The organism is Verrucosispora sp. NA02020, from assembly GCF_013364215.1.
GTDB lineage: Bacteria > Actinomycetota > Actinomycetes > Mycobacteriales > Micromonosporaceae > Micromonospora.
This window is the reverse complement of sequence record NZ_CP054923.1, coordinates 1,401,878-1,427,727: the sequence shown is the minus strand read 5'-3', so window position 1 is coordinate 1,427,727 and position 25,850 is coordinate 1,401,878. Positions and strand designations below refer to the sequence as shown.

Here is a 25,850-nt window from a genome sequence, read left to right as displayed (position 1 = left end):
GGCAGAGAAAAGCAATTCATCGCGCCGCCGTCCACCCCATTCGTGCTGGACGAGTGATCCTTGAATTACTGTCCGTGTCCGGCAATTGGATCAGGTCCCGCCGGGTTACGAGGCAGCACGCTAGGAGTGACCGGATCGGGGTGTCAACGGCCAGAGACCGGGGGAACCAATCGGACATGCCATGGAAGATTGGGTCAGATACCCCGAGGACCTCGTCATCTTAGGGCCGTTTTTGCCTAGTTCCGGAGCGCACCCGCCAACGAAGCAGCCGGCGGCACGCTGGCAGAACTGTGCCAAGTGGAAACGGATCCGCCCCTTCAGCAGGTCTTTTGTGTGACCCTTGGGGGGCAGCCTTTAGGCCGCACCCGCGTCGGCGCGCCCTTTATCAAGGAGAAGGACATGTCACGGATTCTTGCCACGCGACGGATGCGGCTTTTCGTATTGGCGGACACGGCGTCGAACCTCGGCGACTTCGCGCTGTTCCTCGCCATGACGATCTGGGTCAAGACGATAAGTGGCAGCACCTCGGCCGCCGCCCTGGTGATGTTCTCCTTCGCCGCCGGCAGCCTTCTGCTGCCCGCCGCCGGGCTGCTCTCCGACCGGGTACGCCGACGCCCCCTGCTCATCGGCGCGAACCTCGCCCTCGCCGCCGTCGTCCTGCTGCTGCTCCTGGTCGGCGGCGCCCACCATGTCTGGCTCGTCTACGTGGTGATGTTCACCTACGGCGCGCTGGGCAGCGTGACCGGTCCCGCCCAGCTCGCCCTGCTGCCCTCCCTCGTGTCGAAGGACCTGCTGGGCGACGCCAACGGACTCATCCAGTCGGTCCGTGGCCTGATCCGGGTCTTCGCACCGGTGGTCGGCGCGGGTCTGTTCGCCTGGTTCGGCCCGGAGGCGGTCATCCTCATCGACGCCGCACTGTTCGTCCTGGCCGCCGGAGCCCTGCTCGCGATCAAGGTGGACGAGGCGAAGCCGGTCCCGTCCGGCGAACCCTGGCGCACCGAGATCACCGCCGGGCTGCGCTTCATCGGCCGCACCGTGACGCTGCGCCAGCTCGTCGTCTCCTGTGGACTGGCCATGCTCGTGCTGGGCTTCTTCGAGGCGATCGGGCTGGCCGTGGTCACCGCCGGGCTGGACCGCGAGCCGACGTTCCTCGGTGTACTCGGCGCGGCGCAGGCGGTCGGGACCATCATCGGCGGGGTCTCGGCGGGTGCGGTCCTGCGCCGGACCAGTGAGAGCATGACCGTGATCATCGGCCTGGCGATGGTCGCCGTCTCCAGCATGCTGCTGATGATCCAGGTGACGCCGCTGGTGGTCGCCGCGATGGCCCTGCTCGGCCTCTGCATCCCGTGGCTCGTCGTCGGCGCCACCACCGCCCTGCAACGCCGTACGCCGGAGCACCTGCTCGGCCGCGCGTCGGCGGCCTTCGAGTTCGCGGTGACCGTGCCGCAGACCCTGTCGATCGCCGTCGGCGCGGCCCTCATCGCCCTGCTCGACTACCGGCTGCTGCTGGGCATCGTGGCCGCCGCCGTCACCGTCTCCGCCGTCTACCTGGTCACCCGGCCCGCGCAGCCCACCGATTCCGACGGGCAGCTCACCGACGCGCAGGCCGGCGACAGGCAGCCCGACGGCGCGCAGCTCACCGACGTGCCGGCCGGCGACGTACTGGCCGCCGCCGCCAAGCCGGTCGTGACGCCGACCTCGGACCGCTAGGCACCGCCCGCCGCTCCCGCCCGGACCGGCTCCTCCCGGCGCCTGACAACCCGCCGTTCTCACCAGGAGACAGACGCCCATGTCTTCGCATCAGGTCCCGACACTCCTCCTCGCGCTGGCCCTGATCTCGCTGCTCGCCTTCGGGGCGGGCGCGGTGGCCCGGCGGTTGCGGCAACCTCCCGTGATCGGTGAGGTGCTGGTGGGCATCCTGCTCGGCCCGACGCTGTTCAACGGCCTCATCTCCGACACGCTCTTCCCGACCGACATCCGGCCGATCCTGACCGCCCTGGCCACGATCGGCGTCGTGCTGTTCATGTTCACCGTCGGGACGGAGCTGAACGCCGGCCTGCTGCGGGGACGACGGATGGTGGCCGGCACGGTCGCCGCCGGCTCCATCGCCGTGCCGTTCGGGCTCGGCGCGCTGCTGGCCGTCTACCTGTTCCCCCGACACCCCACCGACAGCAAGCTGGGCTTCGTGCTGTTCATGGGGGCGGCCATGTCGGTGACCGCGTTCCCGGTGCTGGCCCGCATCCTCATCGACCGGGGCCTGAGCCGCACCTGGCTGGGCAGCGTGGCGCTGGCCTGTGCCGCCATCGACGACGTGCTCGCCTGGACGCTGCTCGCCGTCGTGGTCGCGGTCGCCGGGGCCGGTGCCGGATCCGTCTGGGTGCTGCTCTTCGTGCCGTACGTGCTGGCCATGTTCCTGGTCGTCCGACCGCTGGTGGCCCGGCTGCTGGCCGAACGCACCGAGGGCGGTCCGCCCCGGCCGGCGGCGTTGGTGATCACATTGGTCGGGCTGCTGCTGTCGGCGGCGTTCACCGACTGGATCGGGCTGCACTTCATCTTCGGCGCCTTCCTGTTCGGCGTGGTGATGCCCCGCTCCGTCCTGCCCGAACAGGGCGTCACGGCCCTGGTCAGCGAGCGCATCACGCACCTGAACAGCATGTTGCTGCTGCCGATCTTCTTCGTGGTCGCCGGCCTGAAGGTCGACCTGTCCGCCATGGACGTCGGCGACGCGATCGAGCTGGGGCTCATCCTGACGGTCGCGGTGGGCGGCAAGTTCGTCGGCGCCTTCGCCGCCGCCCGCCTCAGCGGGGTGGCCCCGCGACCGGCGGGCGCACTCGCGGTCCTGATGAACACGCGTGGCCTGACCGAGCTGATCATCCTCGCCGTCGGTCTGGAGCTCGGCATGCTCGACGGCCAGCTCTACTCCTCGATGGTGGTGATGGCCCTGGTGACGACCGCGATGGCCGGGCCGCTGCTGCACCTGCTCTATCCGATGCCCAGCGGCCGGGACACCGCGCCGCCGCACGCGCCGGACCTGGAACCGGCGGGCACCCCGGCCCGGTAGCGCCCGATCTCGACGACACACCGTGTCGGCGCGTCGCCCGACACGCCGACACGGTGTGCGATCTGTCCGAAACCGAACGTAGCGGTGTCGACGGACAGACAGAGACGAGTCTGGATCATCCGGGCCGATATAGCTTCCCCATCGACAGCGTCACCGTTCGATGAGGAGGGCCCACGTGACCCGCACACCGCCCATCACCGCCCGACTGCGGATCATGCTCGCCGTCGGTCTGAGCGCCGTGCTGGCGTCGGCGGTCGCCGCCGCGCCGGCCACCGCGGCACCTACCACCACCGCCCGGTCCGGCGCGCACGCCGCCGTCGCGGACTCCGGGTCCGTACCCAGTTCCACCCTCTCCGCCAGCGTGCAGCGCGGCGTCGACGGCTCCCGGGGCGGCGGCGTCACCGGTGCCGCCGGCAGCGGCGCGGTGCAGCCCGGCGGGCTCCGGTTCGACGCCGGCGGCCAGGCACTGAAGGCGGGCGGCGCCTCGGCCGGCGTCTTCAGCGTGATCGGCACCGACAACCGGGTCCGCGTCGACCCGACCACGGTTTTCCCGTCCCGGGCCATCGTGCAGATCGTCCGGACCACCGGCGGCTCCACCTGGGGTTGCACCGGCTGGCTGTACGGGCCCAGCATCGTGGCCACCGCCGGGCACTGCGTCCACCCGGGTGGTGGTGCCAACGGCGGCGGCGGCAACGGCTTCTACCCGCGCGGCGACTTCCAGATCATCCCCGGCCGGAACGGGGCGTCGACGCCGTACGGCACCTGCACCGCGACCCAACTGCTCTCGGTCACCGGCTGGACCCAGGACGGCAGCGAGACCAACGACTACGGCGCGATCCGGCTCAACTGCGCCGCCGGCAACACCACCGGCTGGTTCGGTTTCTGGTGGCAGAGCGCCACGTTGACCGGCACCGCCAGCACGGTCAGCGGCTACCCGTGCGACAAGACCTTCGGGCAGCAGTGGCGGCACGCCGGGCAGACCATCCAGGTCACCCACGACCGGCAGGTCTTCTACCAGAACGACACCTTCGGCTGCCAGAGCGGCAGCCCGGTCTACCAGACCCGCCCGGCCGGCAGCTCGTTCTGCGCCGGCGAGTGCGTGATGGCCATCCACGCGTACGGCGTGCACGGCTCCGCACCGCACTCGACCAACAACCACGGGACCCGGATCACCGAGTCCGTCGCCAACAACCTGGTCACCTGGCGAAACGGCTGACCGGAATCGGACGTGGGGTGGGGGTGAACCGCCCCCACCCCACGGAACCGCCGGCCACTGCGGCACGTCTCAACAACTGTCCGTCACGAGAAGCGAGGGAGCAGTCATGGGCGAGCGAAGCGGGGTTCCGGCATGACCAGGGGGCGGCTCGGGGCGCTCGCACTGCTGGTGGCCGCGCCGTTGCTGATCGGGGCCGGCCTGCTGGCGTGGCACGGCGACCGGTCGGTTTCGGACGACGGCCCGGCAGCACCTCCACCCCGCAGTGAGACCACCGGCATCGTGACCGGCGCCGCCGCCACCGCCACCGGTGATCCGGTGCAGGGTGCCGCCGTCCTGGTCGAGTCGCTCGACGACCCGGCACCGGCGGTCCCCGAGATCGGCGTCCTCACCGGCGACACCGGGCGGTACGAGTGGCGGCTCCCGCCCGGCCGGTACGAGATCGTCGTGGACACCGGCGAGCGGACGAGCGAGCCACAGACCGCCACCGTCACGGCCGGCGCGGTCACCACACTCGACTTCGTCCTGCGCTGACCGCCCGGTGACACCCGGCTCGGGCCGACCGGGTCAGCGGGCGGCCCGGAAGGCGCGCCCGACCTCGGTGGTCTGGCCGCCGGGACGGAACAGGCCGGTCTGGTCCTTGTCGCTGGCGGGCAGCCCGAACCAGGCGTACCGGTGCAGCCAGGGCAGTCCACGCAACATCCGGGTCGCCTCGGTGAGGAACGCCGCCTGCTGCGCCTGGGTCGGGAAGCGGACCCCGTTCGAGAAGTCGATCAGCGCGAACTCGGTGAGCCAGATCGGCAGCCCGTACCGGTCGTGCACCGCCTGGAGGTAGGAGCGGAGCTGGCCCACCGCGTTGGCGGTGCGGAAGTCGCCGCCGTACCAGTGCAGGGCGATGAAGTCGACCCGCAGCCCGCGTTCCTTCACGCCGGCCATGAAACGGTCGAGCCACTCCCCCGGCCGGTCCCCGCCCCAGGCCACCGCCGGGCTACCCAGCGGCAGGCCGGTCGCCTCCAACTGCGGCCACAGGTCCAGCGCCCGCTCCACGCTCATGTTCGCCTGACCGTTCAGGTCCGGCTCGTTGAACCCGAGCAGGTACTTCCCGTTCTGCCTGGCCTGCCGCAGGTTGGCGGCGGTGACGCTGTCCGCGCCCCAGATCATCGGCACGAACTCGCTGCCGCGCGGGGTGGTGACGCCGGGGTGCGCGACGTTCCAGGTGTAGTACCAACTCGCCCCGGAGTCGGCGAGCGCCCGGTCGACCCCGTCGAAGGTCCAGACGCCGACGCCCTTCTTCGTCGAGGTGGCGGCGGGCGGCGGCGCGGCCGGGCGTACCGCCGTGGGTGTCGGCCGCGACGACGGGCTCGCCGACGGTGACGTGCCGGCGCCCGGAGTGGTCGGTGTCGCGGAGGGCGTGACCGTCGCATCCGGGGAGGGTGGCGGCGAGGACGCCTCGAACGCCGGTGCCGCCACCGGCGGTGGTGGCGCCGCCGGTGCGGGCGTGGGGCCGGTCCGCTGCGCGACCACGATCGCCCCGACCGCGAGGACCGCCACCGCGACGGCGGCGGCGACCGGCCCGGCGACCTTTGCCGCTCCGGCCGGCAGGAGGCCGGCCAGCCCACGCGGGCGGGCCGCGTGCGCACCCCCGGGCGCACCGCCGTCGGTCTGCACGACGGCGGTGCGCCCGAACGCCTCGACCGTCGGGTCCGAGGTCGGGGCGTGGGGGCTCACCACGCCGGCCCGTGGGGTGACCGACGCGACGTTCGAGGTCAGGGTGGGTGACATCGACAGGTGGGCCAGCGCGTTCTCGGCGGTGCCGGGCGGGACGGGCAGCAGCGGGAGCCCGGCGAGCAGCCGGTCGACCGGGAACAGCTCGCCGCCGGACCCGCCGCACCGGCCGCACTCGCGGACGTGGCGGGCCAGGCGCTTGCGCCACAGCGGGTGGGGCCGGCCGTCCCAGCCCCGGGTCAGCTCCTGCATCCCGGCGCAGTCGGCGGTCCGCAGCGCATGGACCACGCTCCGGGCCACCTCCAACTGCTCCTTCATCCGCTGCACCCGCACCGCCGCGTGGGCGGGTGTGAGGCCGAGGGCGGCGGCCAGCTCGGTGCGGTCCAGGTCGCCGGTCGACTCCAGCCACCAGAGCGCCAGCAACGTCTGGTCGTCGGGATCCAGCCAGCGGGTCGCCTCGGCGACCTCCCGCCGCTGGTCGGTCAGGCCGAGCCGGAGGATCGTCAGGCCGGCGAAGTCCGCCGCCGGATCCGGCACCCCGTACGCGACGTCGAGGTCCGAGGTGTGCTCCTGCGCGGCACGGCGCCGCTGTTCGCGATCACGGACCTGCCGGACCGCGATGGCGATCAGCCACGACCGGTAGGCGGTCGGGTCCCGCAACTCGGTCAGGTACCGCACGACGCGCAGCAGCGTCTCCTGGACCACGTCGTCGACGTCGGCGTGCCCGCGCAACGCCCGGCCGACCACGTTGTAGACCAGCGGCAGGGAGGCCGCGAGCAGGGCGTCGAGCGCCTGTGGTTCACCGGCGCGGGCGGCGATCACCAGACTCGCGTCCGCGCCACCCCGGTCTCCGACCCGCATACCCGCCACTCCTCCACGTGTTCGCACCGCCACCGCACTCCGGGCGGACGGGACATCCGGCCGATGCCTCCCCACAGGAGACGGCAGGCCCGGGACGAGATAACAGTTTCCGCGAACATCGTCGTCGGGGCCATGGCCGGTCCGTCACGGACTCAGATCAGGCGGGCGACCTCGTCGCGCATGACCTCGGTGGCGCCACCGCCGATGGCGAGGAAGCGGGCGTCCCGACTGATCCGTTCCACCGGGCCCTCCCGGACGAACCCGGCCCCGCCGTGGAACTGCACCGCCGCGTAGGCGATCTCGTTGGCCAGCTCCGGCAACTGCGCCTTGAGCAGCGCCGCGAACACCCGGCCGTCGGCGCCCCGGTCGAGCTGCGCGGCGGCGTGGTACAGCAGCGTCTTGCCGGCGGCGAGCCGTCCCACCAGGTCCGCGATCCGGTGCCGGACCGCCTGCTTGTCCCAGAGCACCCCGCCGTACGCGGGCCGGGTACGCGCCCAGCCGACGGTGGCGTCCAGCGCCGCCTCGGCCAGCCCGACCGCCTGCGCCGCCAGGCAGAGCCGCTCGTGGTCGAGGCCGCGCATCAGCAACCCGAACCCCGCACCTTCCGGACCGATTCGGTGCGCCACCGGGATCCGGCAGTCGGTGAGGACGAGTTCCCCGGTGTCGGCGCAATGCCAGCCGGACTTGTCGAAGGTGCGGCCGTTGGCCAGGCCGGGCGCGCTCCGCTCGACGGCGAACAACGACAGCCCGTGCCGACCCGTGTCGCCGGTGCGGGCCACCACGAAGAAGAGGTCGGCGAGGTTGGCGTTGGTGATGAAGGTCTTGGTGCCGTTCAGGACGTACGCGTCACCGTCACGACGGGCCCGCAGGCCGAGCCGGGTGAGGTCGGAACTCGCCTCGGGTTCGGTCACCGCGAGCGCGGCGACGGTCCGCCCGGCGAGGATCGCCGGCAGCCACCGGTCGACCTGCGCGGCACTGCCGGCCCGGGCCAGGTGCAGCGCGGAGAAGTCGGTGTGGGTGCCGACCGAGCTGGCCACCCCGCCGAAGGTGGAGCGGGCCAGTTCCTCGTGGAACACGACCGCGCCCCGGACGCCCGCCTCACCGCCGCCGAGGCGGGTCGGGAACGACAGGCCGAGCAGCCCGAGGTCGCCGAGGTGGGTGAACGCGCCCGGTGGTACCCGCCGCTGCCGCTCCCACTCGGGCGCGGCGGGTACCACGTCTCGGGCGACCACCAGCCGGAGCAGGTCGCGCAGGGACCGGTGTTCCTCGGCGAGGAACGTCCGGTCCAGGTCGAGAGCGGCGAGGATGCCGTTGTCACCCGGCATCGACCGCTCACCCGGCCCCGGGTCCGGCGGTGGCGGGCGTACGGGTGTGGTCGTGCCACTGGATCGCCCGGCCCTGGCGCAGTTGCGCGATCGGGTTACCGGCCCGGTCGTGCAGCGTCGACTCGTCGACGCAGAAGTCCTCCGTCGACCAGACCGTCCGGTTGACCACGTGGTGCCAGCCACCCGCGACGTCGCCGACGTCGGGCGCAAAGTGGACGGTGAAGTCCACCGAGGGCACGAAGTGCGGTGGCGGGGCGAGGGTGAACAGGCCGGGCGGCAGCGCGTCGAGAAAGATCGAGGCGACGGCGTGCGGCCCGAGTGCCTCCCCCAGCTCGGCCTCGGGGGCGATCCGTACCCAGGCGGAGGTGCCGTCGGCCAGGCTCGCCGCGCTGCCGGTGCGTACGTCGAGCTGTGCGCTGTAGGCCAGCGGCCGGTGCCGGGGCACGTACGCGGGCAGCGTCTCCGGGTCGCCCCAGGCCGCCGGGTCCTCGCGGCGACGCCAACGGAACCGCTGACCGACCGGCACCAGCGAGGCCATCGCGTGCACCCGCGCCCGGTCCTGCTGGCTGAGCGTGATCCGCAGGCTGGCGGTGGCCCGTCCCCGGTGCAGCGTCTCGGTGGTCACCTGCACCGGCCCGGGGCGTACCCCCGCCACGAAGTGCATGGTCACGGCCTGCGGGGCGAAGCCGTCGACGCTGTCGGCGGCGTCCACGATCCGGCCGAGCACGAACCCGCCGAAGATGCCCTGCATCCCGAGCCATCGTTGGGCGAAGACCGGCGAGCCCATCGGCTACCTCTCCCACCGGACGAAGTCCTGCGGTCCCGGTGCCGCGCCCGTGCCGAGCCGTCGCCAGCCGGACAGGTCGGCGGCCAGCACGTCACCGGTGGCACCGGGCGGCACCGAGGTGCCCCGCCGCCAGCGTCCGCCGGGCAGGTCCGGCAAGGAGGCGTCCGGTCCGAGGTGGACGGTGTCGGCAAGCGGCAGCGCGGGGTCCGGCAGCCGGTCGGCGGGGTGGAACTCCGCCGGACCGCCGAACCAGGCGAGCACGGTGGCACCGCCGGGGGCGCTCATCCTGGTCCGGACCGCGCCGGCCGGAATGAAGGTCAGGTCACCCCGGCGGTAGGTGGCGTCGCCGAGCAGCAGCTCGCCGTCGAGCACCACGAACTCCTCGTCGACCAGGTATCCGCCGGGCACGTCGCGGGCGAACCCGGCCGGGAAGTGGCCGTGCACCACGAACGCGCCCGACCGGGAGGCGAGTCGGGTGAGGTGGAAGCCGAGGTTCGCGCCGGGCATCGGCACCTCCCGCCACGGATGGTGGGCGGCGGTCAGGTCGACCTGCTCGGGCCGGGGCGCCCGGCCACGACCGACGGCGGCCCCGGCGGGGCCGGTGCCGCTCATTCGACACCCGCCCGGTCGGCCAGGGCCAGCGTGCGGTGGGCCGAGCGCAGCACCGCCGCGTCGACGAGTCGACCCGACTCGTCGAGGACCACTCCGCTGCCGGCGGCGGTGGTCCGGTCGAGCAGGGCGATGACGGCACGGGCCGCCTGCGCCTCCGCCACCGTCGGGGTGTGGACCTCGTGCACCACCGGGATCTGGCGGGGGTGGATGCAGGCACGGCCGGCGAAGCCCTGCCGGCGCAGCCGACGCGTCGAGTCGGCCAACGCCACCGGGTCGGCGGTGATCGTGGACACCGGCCCGACCGGCGGATGCAGGCCGGCGGCGGCGCTGGCCACCACCACCTGGCTGCGGATCGGCGCCAGTTCGGCGTCGTCGGCACCGGGAGAGAGGCCGAGTTCGCCCGCGAGGTCGACCTCGCCGATCTGGAGCTGGTAGACCCGCGCCTGCCGGGCCACGGCGGGGACGTCGAGCAGGGCGGCGGCAGTCTCCACCAGCGGCATCAGCAGGGTGTCGTGGTCACCGGCGGCGGCGAGCAGCTCGGCTGCGGCGGCCACGTCGGCCGAGGTGTCCACCTTGGCCAGCACCACTCCGGTCAGGGCCGGCGCTCCGGCGAGTGCCCGCAGGTCCGCCTCGGCGAGGGGACCGGAGTTGACGCGTACCCAGATCGGCAGGTCGGTCGGGCGGCCGGCGAGCCAGGCCGTCACGGCGTCGCGGGCGGCGGCCTTGCCGGCCAGCGGCACCGCGTCCTCCAGGTCGACGATGAGCGCGTCGGCTCCCCGCTCCGGCGCCTTGGCCAGCTTGTCGGCGGCGTTGCCGGGCACGTACAGGTAGGAGCGGGGTGGAGGGGGCACACCCATCAGATCGTCACCTCGCCCCGCACCAGGGCCTTGGCGACGACGGTACGCAGCACGTCGTTGGTGCCCTCGCCGATGCTCATCAGGATCGCGTCCCGATAGAGCCGCTCGACCTCGAACTCGGTGGAGTAGCCGTACCCGCCGTGGATCTTCATCGCCTCGATCGCGGCCTCCAGGGCCACCTCCGAGCAGAAGATCTTCGCCATGCCGGTCTGCGCGTCGGCGCGTCCCCGGCGGACCGCATCGGCCGACCAGTACGCCATCAGCCGGGCTGCCTGGACCTGGGTGGCGATGGTGGCGAGCTGGAGCTGGACGGCCTGGAAGTCGGCGATGTGCCTACCGAACGCCTTGCGCTGGCCGGCGTAGCCGAGCGCCTCCTCGTGGGCGCGCTGGGCGATGCCGACCGACCGGGCGGCGATGTTGACCCGGCCCCACTCCAGGGCGGAGAGCGCCTGCTTGAGTCCGGTGCCCTCGACTCCGCCGAGCAGCCGGTCGGCGGGCACCCGTACGTCGTCGAGCAGCACCTCGCAGGACTCGGTGCCCTTGTAGCCGAGCTTCGGGATGTCCCGGGTGACGGTGAAGCCGGGCAGGTCGGCGTCGACCAGGAGGACGCTCATGCCCCGGTGCGCCGGCACGGCCGTCGGATCGGTCTTCACCAGCACCGGCAGCGGGTCGGCGTACCGGGCGTTGGTGATCCACATCTTGGTGCCGTTGACCACGTAGTGGTCGCCGTCGCGGCGGGCGGTGGTGCGGATGCCCTGGAGGTCGGTGCCGGCGTCCGGCTCGGTCAGCCCGATGCCGGTGCGGCGCTCACCGGTCGCCAACCCCGGCAGGTACGTCTGCTTCTGCTCCTCGGTGCCGTGCATGGCGATCATGCGGCAGGCCAGCGAGTGGCTGCCGAGGATGCCGGCCACACCCATCCAGCCGCGCGAGATCTCCTCGAAGACCAGGGCGAACGACACCGGGTCGAGATCGAGGCCGCCGTACGACTCGGGGACGGTGATGCCGAACAGCCCCATGTCAGCCATTCCCCGCACGATCTCCGTCGGGTAGCGGCCGGTCTGTTCCCACTCCCGCGCCACCGGGATGATCTCCCGGTTCACGAAGGAACGCAGCAACTGCTGGAACTCGCGTTGCTCCTCGGTGAGGGTGAAGTCCATCGGTGCCTCCTGGGGGTGACGTCAGCGGGGTGCGCGGCGGAAGATCGGCAGGGCGCGGCCGTCGGGCAGGTCGACCCAGTCGACCCGGACCCGGTCGCCGATCCGCCAGCCGTCGAGGTCGTCCGGGCCGTCGGCGACGAGCCGGGTGAGCAGCAGCGGGCCCTCGGCGAGCCGGACCCGGGCGACGGTGTACGGCGCGGCCAGGTCCCGCCGGGGCGGACGGTGCACATGCGTGTACGTGTCGACCTGCCCGTCGCCGCCGGTCTCGGTGAAGCCCAGACCGGTGGTAGCCCCGCAGCGGGTGCAGACCGCGCGGGGCGGAAGCTGGCGGTGCCCGCAGCCGGTGCATTCCTGCACCACCAGACGATGCTCGCGGGTCGCCTGCCACCAGCCCTCGGTGAGGTCGTCGGCGGGCGGCACCTCGGGTGGCGGGTTCATCAGCGCACCCCCAGCACGACGGTGGCGTGGGTGGACAGGATCGCGCCGGTGCCGTGCGCGACCGCGATCCGGGCGTCCGGCACCTGCCGGGCACCGGCCTCACCGCGCAGCTGGCGTACCGCCTCCACCAGCAGCAGCACCCCGAACTGGCCCGGGTGGCAGTAGGACAGGCCGCCGCCGGAGGTGTCCAGCGGCAGGGCACCGCCCGGCCGGATCCGGCCGTCGGCGATGAAGTCGAGCACTTCGCCCTCACCGCAGAAGCCGAGCGCCTCGACGCTCAGCGCGGCGGTGATCGTGAACGAGTCGTACACCTGCACCACGTCCACGTCGGCCGGGGTGATCCCGGCGCGCGCGTACGCCTCGGCGGCGGCCTGCCGGGCCCCGGTGTCGAGGATGTCGTCGGCGCCGGTCATCGAGGCGGTGGTGGAGCGTTCCCCGTAGCCGAGCACCGCGACCGGGGTCTGCCGCAGGTCGCGGGCCCGCTCGGCACTGGTCAGCACGATCGCACCGCCGCCGTCGGTGACGAGGCAGCAGTCCGCGACGGTCAACGGGGTGGAGACCATCGGCGCGGCGCGGACCTCGTCGACGGTCAGCGGGGGCGCGTCGTGGCGGTACGCGGCCGGGTTGAGCCGGGCCCACTCGCGCGCCGCGACGGCGATCTCGGCGAGCTGCTCCGGGGTGCCGCCGTACCGGTGCAGGTACGCCTGCGCCGCCATCGCGTAGTACGAGATCGGGTAGAGCGGCGCGTACGGTGTCTCGAACTGCGCCTCCGGGGTGTGCTGCTCGACCACCCCGGCGAGGCTGCGGGAACGCGCGGACCGCTGGTTGGACGCGAAGCTGACCACCACGACGTCGGCCTGACCGGCGCCGATCGCCTGCACCGCGCGGGCGACCATCATCTCCGCCGCGCTGCCGCCGACGAAGCTGGCGTCGACCCAGCGGGGACGTACTCCGAGGTGCTCGGCCAGCGAGGTGGTGGAGAAGCGGGAGATGCCGGTGGTGGCGAGCCCGTCGATGTCCGCGAGCGCCAGTCCGGCGTCGGCGAGGGCCCGGGTGATCGCCTGGGTCTGCAACGTCAGCGTGCTGGCGGTGGTGACGCCGAGGTCGGACTCGGCGACGCCGACGACGGCCACCGACGCACGGTCGCGCCCGGTCACGTCGTCCCCTCCGGCACGGGTACGGCAGCCGGCGCACCCGGCCCGTCGGCGGCACCGAGCAGCACGGTCGCCCGCGCCGGTCGGGCCGCCGGGCGCTCGGGGCCGTAGTCGCTGGCGAGGATGGTGGCGGCCAGCTCGACCTCGATCCGGTCGTCGGCGACTCCGACCACGGTGCCGGTGCACCGCACCGTCTCCCCGGCGAACATCAGGTTGCGGAAGGTGAAGGAGAGCTGCTGCACGAAGCATGCCGGGCCGAAGGTGTCCTGGATCAGCTCCACGAAGAGGGCGCCGAAGACCTGCCCGTCGACCACCGGGCCGGGCACCCGGGCGGCGGCCACGAACTCCGGGTCGTAGTGCAGGCGGTACCAGTCCCAGGTGGCACCGGCGTAGGCCACCATGTCGACCAGGTCGATGGTGCGGCGCAGTTCCGGCAGGGTGTCGCCGACCCGGGGGCTCATCCGGCCTCACCGTCCAACGCGACCAGGATGATCGTCTCCTCGTTGACGGCGAGCAGGTCGCCGTCCTGGTTGGTGTAGGTGGCCCGGGAGCCGACGATCAACATGTCCTTGCCGTCGCGGGTGCGCTTCTCGGTCAGGTCGTGGATCTCCCACGTCGCGGTGATCACGTCGGACGGCCGGACCCTCCGGTGGAAGGTGTACGCGTTGCCGCCGCGAACCTGCCGGGTGCCCGGCACGTTCAGGTGCCAGGAGTGCCCGGCGTAGCCGTCCCGGTCCATCGGCAGGCCGGTGTACTGCCCGGTCTCGCAGATCAGCGTCGGCGGCGCGGTCACCCCGGGAAGCCCCTGCGCGCGGGCGTACGCGCCGTCCCGGTAGATCGGGTTGTCGTCGCCGATCGCCTGGGCGAAGTAGCGGCAGGCGGCGGCACCGAGGGCTTCCGGCGCGGTGTACACCCGGCGGCTGCCCAGCAGCGCCCGCACCTCGTCGGTCAGCAGGCTCATCGGCTCCCCCCGGCGTTCTCGGCAGGCTCGGTGGGCTCGGGGTAGACGGCGGTCGGGAAGACCTCCAGCAGGAACTCCGGGCGCAGCAGCGCGGCGCAGACCGCCCCGGTCGACGCCGGCCAGGGCGGGCCGAGCAGCCGCTCGCGTACCCCGGCCACGGCCCGGTAGTCGCCGATCGCCGACGCCACGCAGTACTCGGTGGTCTCCACCAGGTCCTGCGGGCCCAGCCCGGCGTGCTCCAGCAGGTGCCGGATCGCGCCGTAGGTCACCTCGGCCTGCGCGCCGATGTCGTCGGGGTGCAACGCCTGCTGGGTCTGCATGTCCAGGGCGGCGAACCCGGACATGTACAACGTCCGGCCGGCGCGTACCCCGGGCGCGTAGGTCAGCGAGTCGTAGCGCGACCAGCCCGGGTTGACCAGTTCGAGTGGGTGCCGCGAGGCGGTGACGTCGATGGCCACCAGCACGTCGGGGTGGTGCAGCCGACTCATCAGGATGCCGCCGGCCCCCGGATAGACACCGGCGCCGCCGAGGCGTTCGCGGCGGACCCGGTGGGTCTTGCGGTACACGTCACGGGTCGCCGGAGTGGAGTAGTCGTAGGTGGTGACGGCGGCGTCCAGGGAGAGCCCGACGGCGGTCAGCAGGTCCTGTGCCCGGTCCAGGCAGTACGCGTACTGGCTGACGAAGTCGCCGGGGTGGACCACCTCACCGGAGGCGTCCAGCGGCAGCATGGTCGGCAGGTAGACCGCGCCGTCGTGGCCGTCGCGCACCGGCGAGGGCACCCAGGTCCCGGCCGCGCGGGGTTCGCTGGCCGCGAGCGTCTGCCCGCCACCGGCCACCGCGTGCAGCTCCACCTCGATCAGCGCGGCCCGGCGTACCAACCGCTCCACCACCACGGTGCGGACCACCGGCTGGTGGTCGCCGAAGACCTCGGCGCGGACGGCCGCCGCGACGGCGTACTCGTCGAGGCCGGCGACGGTGATGTTCTCGGTGACGCGGGTGACGTCGGCCGGACCGTGCCCGGCGGCCTCCAGGATGGCCAGCACCTTCCGGTACGCGGTGCGGGCCTGACTGGCCATGTCACCGCCGACCGTCATCCGCCCCAACGCGGGGTCGAGCGCGGCGGCGGTGTGGCCTGAGGTCCAGGCCGCGTCACCGTCGGCCAGGCCGAGGCAGAAGGTGAACCCGTCGTACGGGAACCAGGGGAAGTGGGCGGGGCGGATCGCGGACAGCGGCACGTGGGTCTCCCGGGTCAGTCACCGGCGGCGGCCAGAGCCGCCACGATCGGGTCGAGGCTGTCGAGGTCGTCGAGGCGGCGCATCAGGTCGACGACGGGCGTACCGACGTCACCGGCGTTGCCGAGGAACTTGGCGGTCAACTCGTCGTCGCCGAGTGGGGCGTCCGGCCCACCGCCGCTGCGGGGCACCGTGCCGCGTACGGTCGTGCCGTCGGCGAGGGTGAGCACGACGGCGCCGGGGGCGTCGGCGGCGTGCCCACCGGTGTCGACGATCCGCCAGCGCACCCGGTCGGCGAGGGCCGCCACGTCGGCGCGGGCGATCGAGTCGGGTCGGTAGCTGGCGGTCGTCAGGTCACCGTCGAGCAGCGTCGCGGCGACACTCCACGGCAGCGAGAACTTCGCCGCGTACGGGGTGGCCGGTCGGGCCAGGTCCCGGCCGGGTCCGCAGACGGTGGGTGCCGAGTCGGGATGCACGTCGACGTCGACGCGGGTGACGGCGGCCGGGTCGGCGGGGAATCCGGGTTGCCGACGGGCGTCCCGGGCGGCGTCGATCGCGGCGTGGGAGAGCTGGCAGGCCGGATAGGGCTTGATGCCGATCCGGGTGGTCTCCCAGCGGGTGCCGAGCCTGTCCACGATCGACGCGGGTTCCACCGGACCGGCGGCCAGGGCGTCGAAGACGCCGTGCGGGCCGTCGAGGACGTTCGCCGGCCCGGAGGCACCGGCGGCGGCGAGCCGGGCGGCGAGCACCCCGGCGTGTGAGGCGAAGCCGGGGTGCAGTTGCTTGGTCGACGCACCGGTGTGCAGGAAGGCGAGCAGGCCACCGGCCTGGCTGCCGGCGATGCCGAGGGCGTCGGTGGCCCGGGCCGCATCGAGACCTAGCAGCCGCGCGGTGACCAGCGCGGACGAGAAGACCCCGGCGACCATGGTGGCGTGCAGGCCACGGGAGTGGAAGCCGTGCGGGGCGGCGGCGGCCACCCGGCACACCGTCTCGTAGCCGACCACGGCGGCGGTGAGCACCTGCCGACCGGTGGCGCCCACCTGCTCGCCGACGGCGAACGCGGCGGGCAGCACCACGGCGGTGGCGTGCACCAGACCGGCGGCGTGCGTGTCGTCGAAGTCCAACGCGTGCACCAGGGCACCGCTGGCCAGCGCGGCGGCCGGGGCACCGATCCGGGCACGGCCGCCGAGCGGCGTGGCCTCCGCCGGGCCGCCGAGGTCACGGGCGACCACCAGCACCGGATCGACCACGCCCGCGCGCCGCCCGGCCAGTGCGGTGCCCAGGCCGTCGAGCAGGTGTCGCCGCGCGGCGTGCCGCACCGGCTCCGGCAGCTCGACGGTGCCGGTCGCCCACTCGGCCAGGTCGGACGCGATCATCGGCTGGCCGCCTCCGTGCCGGGATCGGCGGTACGCGGCGGCGGGCCGTCGCTGGTCGCGCCACCGTCGCCGTCCGGTCCGAACGCGCCCGCCTCGGCGAGGACGGCAACCGCCTGCGGGTCGAGGCCGAGCAGCTCACCGGTGACGGTGGCGAAGTCCTCATTGCGCAGCGGAGCCCGCCGGTACGCGGGCGGCTCGTCGCCGACCCGGACGGGGCTGGCGAGCTGCTGCACGGTGCCGAAGCGGGGATGGTCGGTGGTGACGATCAGGTCGCGGGCCGCGGTGTGCTCCTCGGTCAGCGCGGCGCCCACGTCGTTGATCGGGCCGCACGGGATCGCGGCGGCGTACAGCTCGGGCAGCCACTCGTCGACGGTCCGTTGCCGGAAGATGTCCGCCAGCGCGGCGAGCAACTCCTCGCGGTTCTCCCGCCGGGCACCGAAGTTCGCGTACGGCGACCCGTCTTCGGCCCACTCCGGGTGGCCGACGAGCGTGGCCAGCCGGGCCCAGAACTTCTCCTTGGCGCAGCCGACCACCATCCAGCCGTCCTTGGCCTCGAAGACCTGGAAGGGCACCAGGGACGGGTGGGCCGAGTGATGGGTGCGCACCGGCGCGAACCCGGCGTTGAGGTGCCAGGTGGCCGGGTAGGTGAGCAGCGAGATCGCGGTGTCGTAGAGGCTGACGTCGCAGTCCATGCCGACGCCGTCGCGGCGTGCGGCGTGCACCCCGGCAAGCAGCGAGATGGCCGCGACGAACCCGCCGGAGAAGTCGACCAGCGACAGCCCGGACTTGGTCGGCGGGCCGTCGGGCTCGCCGGTCAGCTCCATCCAGCCGGCCAGTCCCTGGAGGATGTAGTCGTAGCCGGGCTCGGCGTGGCGGGGCCCGGTCATCCCGAAGCCGGTCAGCGAGACGCAGACGATCCGGGGGTTGAGATGCTTGAGGTCGTCGTAGCGGATGCGCATCTTCGCCGGTACGTCGCCACGCAGGTTGGAGTAGACCACGTCGGAGACGGCGACCAGTTTCTCGAACACCTCCCGGCCGGCGTCGGTGCTCAGGTCCAACGAGAGACTGCGCTTGTTGCGGTTGAACGTCTCGAAGAAGAGCGAGTCCTCGTCCTGCGCGTACGGCGGGACGTACCGGCCCACGTCGCCACCGGCGCGCGGGTCCTCGATCTTGATGACCTCGGCACCGAGGTCGGCAAGGTGCACGGTGCCGAACGGTCCGGCGCCGTACTGCTCGATCGCGATGATGCGGATGTCGGCCAGGGGTCTCATGTGGCGGCTCCGGTCATCTCGGCGATCAGGGCGATGATCTCGTCCTGGGCGGCTCGGGTGTCGGCGGCCGGCAGCCCGTGGGTGGGCGGGCTCAGCTTGACCGAGTCGGCGATCCCGTCGTACGCGGTGATCCGGTCGGCGACGTCGGCGCGGGTCCCGGTCAGGGTGAGCGCGTCGACCATCCGGTCACTGACGGCGTCGGCGAGGTAGTCGGCACCGGCTCCGGCCCGGAACGCGTCGACGACCTGCTGCTGGTCGTCGGCGAGGTCGTGGAAGGCGAAGAAGTCGGCGTAGGTGCGGACGGTGGCGTAGAAGCCGACCAGGCCGGCGGCGCGGCGACGGGCCACCTGGCGGTCGTCGGCGATCGAGCAGCACGCCGAGACGACGACGTCGAGGTCAGCGCGGGTCCGGCTGTCGGCGCGGTCGATGCCGACCGTCAGGTCGGGCAGGATCTGCTCGGCGAGGTAGCGGGGCGAGCAGAGTTCGTGGCTGATCCACCCGTCACCGATCTCACCGGCCAGGCGGGTCATCAGCGGCCCCATCGCGGCCAGGTAGACCGGGATCGCCTCGGCCGGCACCGCGAAGGGGCGCTCGTAGCCCCGGATCCGCATCGGCTCGTACTCGCCGTCGAGCAGCATCGGCTCGCCACTGGTGCAGTGCCGCCAGAAGTGCCGGATGTTGCGGACGCTCTCCCGCATGTGCGGCACGGGCTTGCCGAACACCACGTTGTGCCAGTCCTCGTTGAGACGCTTGACGCCCGAGCCGAGGCCCAGCACGAACCGTCCACCGGAGAGTTCGTCCAGGTCGAGCGCCTCCAGAGCGGTGATCATCGGGCTGCGGGTGAAGGCGAGCGCGATGCACGTGCCGATCCGGGCGGTCTCGGTGGCGACGGCCAGCGCCGCGGCCGTGCCGGTGGCACTACGGTGCAGCTCGGAGACCCAGAGCACCTCGGCGCCGGCCCGCTCGGCCCGCCGGCCGGCGTCGGCCACCTCGGCGAGCGTCTCGCCCCACGGCTGGTACGTCAGACGCAGTGTCATGCGCCCGCCCCGTCCGGAAGGGACAGTGGCGTGGCGGCGACCGGGAAGATCCCCTCGACCTGTTCGGCGCCTCGCTTGTAGACGTAGAAGGTGCGTTTGAAGGCGCACACCTGCTTGCCGTCCTGGTTGAGCGTGCGGGTGCGGACGGTGACGATGCCGGCGTGCGGCCGGGAGCCCGACTCGCGCTTCTCCAGCACCAGGGACTCGCTGTAGAGCGTGTCTCCGGCGAACACCGGGTGCGGCAGGCTGATGTCGTCCCAGCCCAGGTTGGCGAAGGCGTTCTGGGTGAGGTCGGTGACGCTCTGCCCGACCGCGATGGCCAGCGTCAGGGTCGAGACGACGAGCGGTCTGCCGAACTCGGACCGGGCGGCGTACTCGGCGTTGAAGTGCATCTGACTGGTGTTCATCGTCAGCAGGGTGAACCAGGTGTTGTCGGTCTCAGTGACGGTGCGCCCGAGCGGGTGCTGGTAGACGTCACCGACCTGGAAGTCCTCGAAGAAACGTCCGGTCCATCCTTGGCGCACCGTCATCGGTCGATCCTTTCGACAGCCCTGAACTGCCGCTAGTTTATTTGTCTGACTTTTTACGTGTCAAGGCTCCGTAAGCGATCTGGACTGCAAATACAGGCACACGAAAAGGCGTCCTGTCGCCGTTCGACAGGACGCCTTGATGAAACCTCAGAACTTTAGGGTGACTTTCCTTTCACCGCTGCTCGTACGCCCGCCGCACCGTGCCGAGATGGGCCCGCATCGCCTCGCGCGCACCGGCCTCGTCCCGGGCCTGCACGTACCCGCAGATCTCGGTGTGCTCGGCGTCGATCTGGCCCCAGTACTCCGCCGGCATGTCCCGATCCGCCGTCCGCGCCTGCAACACCCGGAACACCGGCTCGACCATCACCCCGAGCAGTTGGTTGCCGGTCGCCTCGACCAGCACCCCGTGGAACGTCACGTGCTCCCGGAACTTGCGGCCCCGGGCGCGGGTCAGCTTCTCCCGCTCCACCGCCTGGCGCATCAACGTCAGGTGCTCGTCGGCGTGGCGCAGCGCGGCCAGCCCCGCAGCCGGCACCTCCAGGCTCTCCCGCGCCTCCAGCAGATTGTCCAGCGTGATGTCGCGCGCCCCGGACATCAGCCCGAGACTCATCTCCAGATACTCGCTGACCTGGTCGAACTGGACCCGCGCCACGAACGTCCCGCCGGTGGTGCCCCGGGTGGTCCGGATCAGGTCCTTGGAGGCCAGCACCCGCAGCGCCTCCCGGATCGTGCTCCGGCTGACCCCGAAGATCTCGGACAGCTCGATCTCGGTAGGCAGCCGGTCACCCGCCGTCAACGAACCGTCCAGGATCCGCTCCCGGAGCTGGTCGGCCACCTGCTGGTAGGCCGGGCGCACCCGGGTGACCCCGAGCACCTCGGGACCCTTGCGGCCACCCGGGATCACCTGCTCCGGCCGGGCAGTCTGGGCCCCCGTCACGTCCTTGGCCATGGTCACTCCGGCTCCGCATCCCCTCGGCCCCGCACTCTGAGGGGCGGCTTCGTCGCGAACAACCACGGTAGGGCATCCGATGCTCGGCGCAGCGTCACCCATGGCCGACTCCGGTACCTCAAAAGTCCGCGCCCGTGGCGCCCGCCGACGCCGACGCCGTGGCCAGCTCGCCGACCAGGGCACGAGTCGCCGCCCGCTCCTGCGGCGTGCCGTAGAGCTGTGCCGCGAACGTCGTCGCCCCGGCCGCCTCGTACCGGCCGATCTCCGCCCGCACCTCGGCGGCGTCGCCGACGATCGCCATCTGGTTGGCCCGCGCGAAACCCTCCCGGTCGAGCATCGCACGGTACGACGGCTTGTCGTCGTACCAGCCGAGCACCGGGTCGATGGCGGCACGGGCGCGACCGGGATCGTCGGTCACGCAGACCGCCGCGGTCACCACCACCTCGGGCGTCGGTCGACCCGCCCCGTCCGCCGCCGCGGTGATCGTCGGCACGGTCAGCTCCGCGAGCGTACGCGGACCGACCATCCAGGTCACCGTGCCGGAAGCCAGTTCGCCGGTGAGTTCCAGCATCTTCGGACCGAGCGCGGAGACCATCACCGTCGGCACCGGCGGGTCCCCGGCGATGGTCAGGTCACCCCGGGCCGTGACCACCTCGCCGGAGAACCGGACCCGCTGCGTCAACGCCCCGTTGAGCGCCGTCAGGTACTCGCGCATGTACCGGGCCGGGCGGGCGTACGACATGCCCCAGCAGGGCTCTACCACCTGCGGATGCGACGGGCCGACGCCGAGCACCAGCCGCCCGCCGATCAGCATGTTGGTGGTGAGCGCCTGCTGGGCCAGCGCCATCGGGTGGCGCGGGTACACCGGCACCACGGCGGTCCCGATCCGCAGCCGCGACAGACCGCGCCCGACCGCCCCGATGACGGTCAACGCGTCGTGCCCGAACCCCTGGGTCAGCCAGACACTGGCGATCCCGTCGGCCTCCGCACCGTGCAGCAGCTCCTCGATCTCGTCGATCTCCTCGATGTGGCTGAAGATCCCGTACTCCATCAACGGCCTCCCCCGTCACCGTGCCGGAACTCCCGCATCGTCGCTCCCCGGTGCTGCGCCGAGGCGTCCGACCGGGCCAGCATCGCCAGCCCGAACGCCTCGGCGGCGCCCCGCTGCGCCTGCACCGCCGTCCAGACCGTCTCCACGGTGGTGGTCAACACGTCGAGCGGGTGCCGGGCGATGTCCGTGGCGATCGCCAGCGCCCGCCCGGTCAGCTCCTCCGCCGAGGTCACCTCGGTGACCAGACCGAGTTCGTGCGCCCGGCGGGCGTCGATCCGGTAGCTGCGCCCGGTGAGCACCATGCGCATCACCTCGCCGAGCGGCAACCGACTCAACGCGCCCACCGCCTCGACCGGGTTCGCCAGACCGACGTCGTGGTGGGTGTCGAAGAACGTGGCGTGCGCGGCGCAGAGCACCACGTCCGCGTCGTTGACGAAGTGCCAGCCGCCGGCACAGCAGTGCCCGTTCACCGCGGCCACCACCGGCTTGAACACCCCCATGTCGCGGGCGGTCAACGCGACCCGCCCGGCGTGGTCCAGCGACGGGCTGGTGACCCCGGCGTCGAGGGTGTCGTCGACGTCGAAGCCGGTGCAGAAGCCGCGCTCGCCGGCACCGGTGACCACGGCCGCGTGCAGCCCGTCGTCGGCCCCGAACGCCTGCCAGGTCCGACGCAGCTCGTCGACCATCGTCCGGTCGTACGCGTTGAGCCGGTGCGGCCGGTCCAGGGTGACCAGCAGCACCCGGTCGTGGCGGGCCAGACCGAGCGTGGTGGTCCGGGGCAGTCCGCTCATGCCGACTCTCCCGCGTCGGCCGCCGGCAACGGGCTCAGCAGGTACGACCGGGTCATCCGCAGCACCGTCTCGTCGCGCTGGTTGCGGACGTCGTCGTGGACCGCGCCGACGTACATACGGCCGCCCCGGGTCGGTTCGAAGCGGGACACCTCGATCCGTACCCGCAGCGTGTCCCCGACGTACACCGGAGCCAGGTAGCGGATCTCGTCGATGCCGAGCGCGGCGTGGCAGTCCACCCCGGCGGCGTTCCAGGCGGCGTACATGGTGGTGGAGGTGAGCCCGGCGGCGATCGCGATCAGGCACGGACCGCCGAGGATCGGGCGACCGAAGCCGGTCCGACGCATGTACTCGACATCGGTGTGCAGCGGCCCGTTCTCCCACGAGACATTGACGATCGCGGCGAAGTCGCCGTCGGTCAGGGTCCGGGCCGGGGTCAGCAGTACCGCGCCGGCCGCGAACGCGGTCGGCAGCCGGGGGGTCAGCGGCGGACCGGCCACGGGCGCGCTCATCGCGCCGCCTGCGGGCCGGCCAGCCGCGTGTGCTCCTCGCCGACCACCAGACCACCGTCGTCGGTGCTGACCATCGAGGAGATGATCTCGTGGGTCAGCTCACGGCTGACGTCGAAGAGGCGGGGGTCGTCGTAGCTGCGCGGCAGCGGCACCTCCACCTTGACCACCCGGCGGATCGTCGACGGTCGGTTGGACATCAGCACCACCCGGTCGGAGAGCACGGCGGCCTCGAACACGTTGTGCGTGACGAAGACGAACGCCTTGCTCTCCTCCTGGCTCCGCAGCTCCAGCAGGAGCTGGCGCAGACTACGGGCGGTGAACTCGTCCAACCCGCTGAACGGCTCGTCCATCAGCATCACCGGCGCGTCCAGCACGAACGCGCGGGCCAGTGCGGTGCGCTGCTGCATGCCGCCGGAGATCTGGTGCGGGTAGTGGTTCTCGAACCCGGCCAACCCCACCCGGCGCAGCACCGGCAGCACCCGGTCGGCCCACTGGGACCGGTCCACCCCGGTGGCCTTGAGGGCGAACTCGACGTTCTGCCGCACCGTCTTCCAGGGCAGCAGCCTCGGCTCCTGGAACACGTAGCTGAAGTGCACCCCGGGTGCCCGACTACGGATCTCGGCGGTGCCGGTGAAGTCCGTGTCCAGCCCACTGAGCATGTTCAGCACCGTGGACTTGCCGCACCCGGAGGGACCGACCAGTGCGACGAACTCCCCGTCGGCGATGGTGAGGTCCATCCCGTCGATGACCGTGGTGAAGCCGTGCCGGGTGTGGAAGCCCTTCACCAGGTCCTTGATGACGATCCGGTCGTCGGTGCTCATCGGGCTCCCTCCGGACGCCAGCGGAACAGCTTCGCCTCGATCGGCTTGAACACGGCCAGTTCGAGCACCACCATCAGGATCGAGAAGAACAGCGTGAGCGCGAAGACCTGCTCCATCCGGAACAGCTGGAACCAGTAGTTCAACCGGTAGCCGATGCCGTCGGTACGCCCGAGCAACTCGGCGATCACCACGACCTTCCAGACGATGCCGAACCCGAAGCGGGCCGACGCCATCACCGCCGGCAGCACCTGCGGCAGGGTCACCTCCCGGGTCCGCAGGCCGCGCGAGGCCTTGAGGGTCCGGGCCATCTGACCGAGCCGGGGATCGATCGCCTTCACCCCGGTCCACATGTTGATCGCGATGATCGGGAACGAGGTCAGCGTGATCGCCACGACGGTGGCGGTGTCGTTGAGCCCGAACATGATGAACGCGACGATCACCCAGCAGAGGCTCGGGATGGTCTGGCCGACGGCGATCCAGATGTCCAGGAGGCCCTCGGCGATCCGGGACAGACCCATCACCAGACCGACGAGCACACCGAGCACCATCGACGCGGCGAACCCGATGAGGATCCGGACCATGGTGACCTGGAGGTCGGTCCAGAAGGTCTGCTCCTGCATGCTGTCGGCCAGCGCGGAGGCGGTCGTGCCCGGGGTGGGCAGGATGCGCTCACCGACGACGAGTGAGCCCAGCCACCAGATGACGAGCAGGATGAACACGGAGGCCACCCGCAGCACGATGCCGTTGCGGAGGAAACGGCGGGGGCCGCCGGGCCCACCGCCGTGTCCCGGCGGCGCGCCACGGTCGGCCGTACCGGCCGTCACGGCCGCCGGCTGGGTGGTTTCGGACAGGGTCATCGGTGCCTCTCCTCATGCCGGGCTGGTGGTCAGGCGAAGAGCCCGTCGGGCACCTTGGGCAGGAACTCGGGCTCGCCGTTCTCGCTGAGGAAGGTGAGCAACTGCGCCGCCTGCTGCTTCTCGGCGTCACCCCACTGCTCCACCAACCGGCCGCGCTGGCTGTTCCAGATCACGTCCAGCACCGCCTGGTCGTCGATGTTGTAGAGCTCGCGCAGCGCGGCGTCCCACAACGACTGGTCGTTGTTGAACCTGGTCTGGTACCGCAGGTTGACGTCGACGAACGCCTGCACCGCCTCCCGGTTCTTCTCGATGAACTCGCTGGCGAAGTCCCAGCCGGCGGTGAACGCCTTGAGCCCGGTGGCCTCCTCCAGCAGAACGCCGAGGTCGCCGAGGGAGCGGTACTTCCCGCTGGCCAGTTCGGGTGCGCCGGCCGGGTCGATCACCAGGGCCATGTCCACGTCGCCCTGCCCGAGCAGTTCGGCCATCAGGTTCGGCGCGCCGTACTGCACCTGACAGTCGGTGGTCGGGTTGAACCCGTGCTTCTCGCGGCAGAGCGCGAAGAACTGGTTCGTCGACGAGCCGATCGCACTGCCGAAGAGGCCGAGCTTGCGGCCCTTGAGATCGGCGATGGACTGGATGCCGCTGTCCGCGCGGACCAGGATCCCGTTGGTGGTGCGCTGAAGGGCGAAGACCACCTTGCGGTCCACCCCGGTGGCGACCAGGTTGGCGGTGGAGGGGATGCCACCCAGGCCGCCGTCGACCTGACCGGCCCGGTAGGCGGTGTAGACGGCCGCCGACTCCGCGTACTCCTCGTACCTGATGTCGAGGCCGGCCTCCTCGAACGCACCCTCCTTGAGGGCGAGCTTGAAGGCCGCGAGAGCGGAGGCGGGGATGCCGGCGAGCCGGATGGTGGTCCGTCCGTCGTTCGAGCTGGAATCGGCGTCGTCGCTGCCGCAGGCGGTCAGCAGGGCGCTGCCGACGAGGGCACCCCCGAGACCGGTGAGCAGACGACGGCGGGAGAGGGCGGCACCGGGGCTATTGAGGTGGGACACGATGGCCTCCTGATGGCGAAGTCCGCACGGCCCGACGTGAAAGCCCGGGGCCGCATCTACACCTGATTACGGCGACCATAACGGTCCCCAAGCAGGCAGTCTATAAAAAGTCAGAGTTTTACAGTACTGACATCTTCATCGATCATTTCGACGCTTCTGGACAGCACTTGTCGACCCAGCGAGCCATCTGGGCAGGAGACGCGCGCCGGATTTCGTGGACCGG

At 72.1% G+C, this 25,850-nt stretch carries 26 protein-coding genes; 4 read left to right on the top strand and 22 right to left on the bottom strand.

The annotated features are described in order from the left end of the window. The first annotated feature begins 399 nt into the window (after positions 1–399). The 4 genes from HUT12_RS06240 to HUT12_RS06225 all read left to right on the top strand — a co-directional run bounded on the left by HUT12_RS06240 (position 400) and on the right by HUT12_RS06225 (position 4,808). A complete protein-coding gene (locus HUT12_RS06240; RefSeq protein ID WP_176092780.1) occupies positions 400–1,710 on the top strand; it encodes an MFS transporter in 1,311 nt (436 codons plus the stop codon). 79 nt (positions 1,711–1,789) lie between these two features. Continuing rightward, on the top strand, positions 1,790–3,061 hold the full coding sequence (locus HUT12_RS06235; protein ID WP_176092779.1) for a cation:proton antiporter: 1,272 nt from the start codon (positions 1,790–1,792) through the stop codon (positions 3,059–3,061). A gap of 175 nt (positions 3,062–3,236) precedes the next feature. Further along, positions 3,237–4,277, top strand: a complete 1,041-nt coding sequence (locus HUT12_RS06230) for a serine protease (protein WP_176092778.1) — start codon at positions 3,237–3,239, stop codon at positions 4,275–4,277. Between the two features lie 132 nt (positions 4,278–4,409). Next, a complete protein-coding gene (locus tag HUT12_RS06225; RefSeq protein ID WP_176092777.1) occupies positions 4,410–4,808 on the top strand; it encodes a carboxypeptidase-like regulatory domain-containing protein in 399 nt (132 codons plus the stop codon). Positions 4,809–4,841: 33 nt separating this feature from the next. Here HUT12_RS06225 and HUT12_RS06220 read toward each other — a convergent pair whose 3' ends face one another. The 22 genes from HUT12_RS06220 to HUT12_RS06115 all read right to left on the bottom strand — a co-directional run bounded on the left by HUT12_RS06220 (position 4,842) and on the right by HUT12_RS06115 (position 25,627). Continuing rightward, positions 4,842–6,860 (bottom strand): sigma-70 family RNA polymerase sigma factor, encoded by a 2,019-nt coding sequence (locus tag HUT12_RS06220; protein WP_176092776.1) that lies wholly within the window; start codon positions 6,858–6,860, stop codon positions 4,842–4,844. Positions 6,861–7,012: 152 nt separating this feature from the next. Continuing rightward, entirely contained in the window at positions 7,013–8,185 is a 1,173-nt protein-coding gene (locus HUT12_RS06215; RefSeq protein ID WP_176092775.1) for an acyl-CoA dehydrogenase family protein, read from the bottom strand. Positions 8,186–8,192: 7 nt separating this feature from the next. Then, positions 8,193–8,972, bottom strand: a complete 780-nt coding sequence (locus HUT12_RS06210; RefSeq protein WP_176092774.1) for a thioesterase family protein — start codon at positions 8,970–8,972, stop codon at positions 8,193–8,195. A gap of 3 nt (positions 8,973–8,975) precedes the next feature. Next, on the bottom strand, positions 8,976–9,584 hold the full coding sequence (locus tag HUT12_RS06205; protein ID WP_131053033.1) for a hypothetical protein: 609 nt from the start codon (positions 9,582–9,584) through the stop codon (positions 8,976–8,978). Then, positions 9,581–10,441 (bottom strand): CoA ester lyase, encoded by an 861-nt coding sequence (locus HUT12_RS06200; protein ID WP_176092773.1) that lies wholly within the window; start codon positions 10,439–10,441, stop codon positions 9,581–9,583. Before HUT12_RS06200 ends, HUT12_RS06205 begins: the two co-directional genes overlap by 4 nt. Then, a complete protein-coding gene (locus tag HUT12_RS06195) occupies positions 10,441–11,598 on the bottom strand; it encodes an acyl-CoA dehydrogenase family protein (RefSeq protein ID WP_131053035.1) in 1,158 nt (385 codons plus the stop codon). The genes HUT12_RS06200 and HUT12_RS06195 overlap by 1 nt, the downstream gene beginning before the upstream one ends. A gap of 21 nt (positions 11,599–11,619) precedes the next feature. Beyond that, entirely contained in the window at positions 11,620–12,036 is a 417-nt protein-coding gene (locus HUT12_RS06190) for a Zn-ribbon domain-containing OB-fold protein (protein ID WP_176092772.1), read from the bottom strand. Continuing rightward, complete coding sequence (locus HUT12_RS06185) at positions 12,036–13,193, bottom strand: acetyl-CoA acetyltransferase (RefSeq protein ID WP_176092771.1); 1,158 nt, start codon at positions 13,191–13,193, stop codon at positions 12,036–12,038. The genes HUT12_RS06190 and HUT12_RS06185 overlap by 1 nt, the downstream gene beginning before the upstream one ends. Continuing rightward, the gene (locus tag HUT12_RS32690) at positions 13,190–13,651 is read right to left on the bottom strand and encodes a MaoC/PaaZ C-terminal domain-containing protein (protein WP_176092770.1); all 462 of its coding nucleotides are present in this window, start codon (positions 13,649–13,651) and stop codon (positions 13,190–13,192) included. The genes HUT12_RS06185 and HUT12_RS32690 overlap by 4 nt, the downstream gene beginning before the upstream one ends. After that, positions 13,648–14,151 carry a MaoC family dehydratase N-terminal domain-containing protein gene (locus HUT12_RS06175; protein ID WP_131053039.1) on the bottom strand — a complete coding sequence of 168 codons (504 nt, stop codon included), beginning with the start codon at positions 14,149–14,151 and terminating at the stop codon, positions 13,648–13,650. Before HUT12_RS06175 ends, HUT12_RS32690 begins: the two co-directional genes overlap by 4 nt. After that, positions 14,148–15,386: a RidA family protein gene (locus HUT12_RS06170; RefSeq protein ID WP_176092769.1), complete on the bottom strand. Its 1,239-nt coding sequence runs from the start codon at positions 15,384–15,386 to the stop codon at positions 14,148–14,150. The genes HUT12_RS06175 and HUT12_RS06170 overlap by 4 nt, the downstream gene beginning before the upstream one ends. Before the next feature lie 14 nt (positions 15,387–15,400). Further along, positions 15,401–16,759, bottom strand: coding sequence for an MmgE/PrpD family protein (locus tag HUT12_RS06165; protein WP_176092768.1), 1,359 nt, complete (start codon positions 16,757–16,759; stop codon positions 15,401–15,403). Further along, positions 16,756–18,030 (bottom strand): CaiB/BaiF CoA-transferase family protein, encoded by a 1,275-nt coding sequence (locus HUT12_RS06160; RefSeq protein ID WP_176092767.1) that lies wholly within the window; start codon positions 18,028–18,030, stop codon positions 16,756–16,758. Before HUT12_RS06160 ends, HUT12_RS06165 begins: the two co-directional genes overlap by 4 nt. Beyond that, complete coding sequence (locus HUT12_RS06155; protein WP_254876731.1) at positions 18,027–19,067, bottom strand: LLM class flavin-dependent oxidoreductase; 1,041 nt, start codon at positions 19,065–19,067, stop codon at positions 18,027–18,029. The genes HUT12_RS06160 and HUT12_RS06155 overlap by 4 nt, the downstream gene beginning before the upstream one ends. Continuing rightward, the gene (locus HUT12_RS06150; RefSeq protein ID WP_131053043.1) at positions 19,064–19,597 is read right to left on the bottom strand and encodes a MaoC family dehydratase; all 534 of its coding nucleotides are present in this window, start codon (positions 19,595–19,597) and stop codon (positions 19,064–19,066) included. The genes HUT12_RS06155 and HUT12_RS06150 overlap by 4 nt, the downstream gene beginning before the upstream one ends. Positions 19,598–19,769: 172 nt before the next feature. Further along, positions 19,770–20,546 (bottom strand): FadR/GntR family transcriptional regulator, encoded by a 777-nt coding sequence (locus HUT12_RS06145; protein ID WP_176092766.1) that lies wholly within the window; start codon positions 20,544–20,546, stop codon positions 19,770–19,772. Positions 20,547–20,664: 118 nt separating this feature from the next. Then, entirely contained in the window at positions 20,665–21,597 is a 933-nt protein-coding gene (locus HUT12_RS06140; protein ID WP_131053045.1) for a TIGR03564 family F420-dependent LLM class oxidoreductase, read from the bottom strand. Beyond that, a complete protein-coding gene (locus HUT12_RS06135) occupies positions 21,597–22,388 on the bottom strand; it encodes an enoyl-CoA hydratase/isomerase family protein (RefSeq protein ID WP_176092765.1) in 792 nt (263 codons plus the stop codon). The genes HUT12_RS06140 and HUT12_RS06135 overlap by 1 nt, the downstream gene beginning before the upstream one ends. Then, entirely contained in the window at positions 22,385–22,897 is a 513-nt protein-coding gene (locus HUT12_RS06130) for a MaoC/PaaZ C-terminal domain-containing protein (protein ID WP_176092764.1), read from the bottom strand. The genes HUT12_RS06135 and HUT12_RS06130 overlap by 4 nt, the downstream gene beginning before the upstream one ends. Beyond that, positions 22,894–23,718, bottom strand: a complete 825-nt coding sequence (locus HUT12_RS06125) for an ABC transporter ATP-binding protein (protein ID WP_176092763.1) — start codon at positions 23,716–23,718, stop codon at positions 22,894–22,896. The genes HUT12_RS06130 and HUT12_RS06125 overlap by 4 nt, the downstream gene beginning before the upstream one ends. Beyond that, positions 23,715–24,575: an ABC transporter permease gene (locus HUT12_RS06120; RefSeq protein WP_131053536.1), complete on the bottom strand. Its 861-nt coding sequence runs from the start codon at positions 24,573–24,575 to the stop codon at positions 23,715–23,717. Before HUT12_RS06120 ends, HUT12_RS06125 begins: the two co-directional genes overlap by 4 nt. Before the next feature lie 29 nt (positions 24,576–24,604). Continuing rightward, positions 24,605–25,627, bottom strand: coding sequence for an ABC transporter substrate-binding protein (locus HUT12_RS06115; protein WP_161594969.1), 1,023 nt, complete (start codon positions 25,625–25,627; stop codon positions 24,605–24,607). Between the last annotated feature and the right edge of the window lie 223 nt (positions 25,628–25,850).